The following is a 999-nucleotide window of genomic DNA, read 5'->3' as shown; positions in this document are numbered from 1 at the left end:
GCTTAGCATTGTCGCTTAGCCCAACGGAAATTTCATTTACTTGTGCAATAAACGCTTCAGCATTAGGCAGTATCTCATCACTAATTGATATTACTAATTTTGATATGGAAGATGAAGTTTCAAATCTGGGTTCCGACTCAATAAAACCGATTGATTTAATTAAGAATAGGTTACCAAGATCTTCCATGGCTCGTTCAAGATCATGATTTTCAAGATCTGTATATTGTCTTAACTCGGTTCTAGAGCATGTGCCAACAACGCTAATTGTAATAAGAATTTTAATTGCTTCTTGGGAAAGTTCTTTTACTTCTTTTCTAAGAGCTGCAACACGCACTGCATCTCCACTCTTGCCTTTCCATTCATTTATCGCGTCGTCCAATGACAAACCGAGTTTACAAAGTCTTAGAATTGACTCTGTAAATAATGGCGAGCCCTCAGAAACTTCTTGCAGTTTGTATGTATTTTTATCATTGAACGGCTGTAGGTGAAGATTTCTACAATGCTCTTGAATTAATGTTTTATACTCTTCACCCGATAGCCCAGGGAGGATAATTGCAGAGTCTGATGAGTACATGTTATTAACCCTAGTAGTTAATAACACTCTAGAACTAGAGTTTGATATCACTCTAGCTATTTCCATAATACGTCGTTGTTCATCAGGAACATTTGAGTCAACATCATCAACAACTATCAAATATCGATATATTTGAAGGTTTTCTTTGGCCAGTCGCTGAAGTTGCAAGTAATTTAACTCAGCTGTTTCATCAGGAAGTGAGCCTGTTCTTATACAGATTTCTGATAGTAATGTCTCAACATCAGAATAATGAATTTCAGGTGTATCAATATAACTGTTGTATATTGCCTTAAATTGTTTTGATTTTGCTGTTAGCCAAATTATCTGATCAAACAATTCAGATCCAGACTCAACAATTAGTCTACAAAATTCATATGCAACTGACGTCTTTCCTTTACCGCCATCTGCGGCAATTACTTTAGTAT

The 999-nt window shown here is 35.8% G+C and carries 1 protein-coding gene; it reads right to left on the bottom strand.

Translation table 11 applies throughout. The features are described from left to right. The coding region (locus NNN71_RS24700) for an NB-ARC domain-containing protein (RefSeq protein ID WP_271459592.1) at positions 1–999 on the bottom strand (999 nt) is incomplete at both ends.

The organism is Kluyvera sp. Awk 3 (genome assembly GCF_028069715.1).
In the GTDB taxonomy this organism is placed as follows: Bacteria; Pseudomonadota; Gammaproteobacteria; order Enterobacterales; family Enterobacteriaceae; genus Kluyvera; species Kluyvera georgiana_A.
This window is presented reverse-complemented; position numbering and strand designations above follow the sequence as displayed.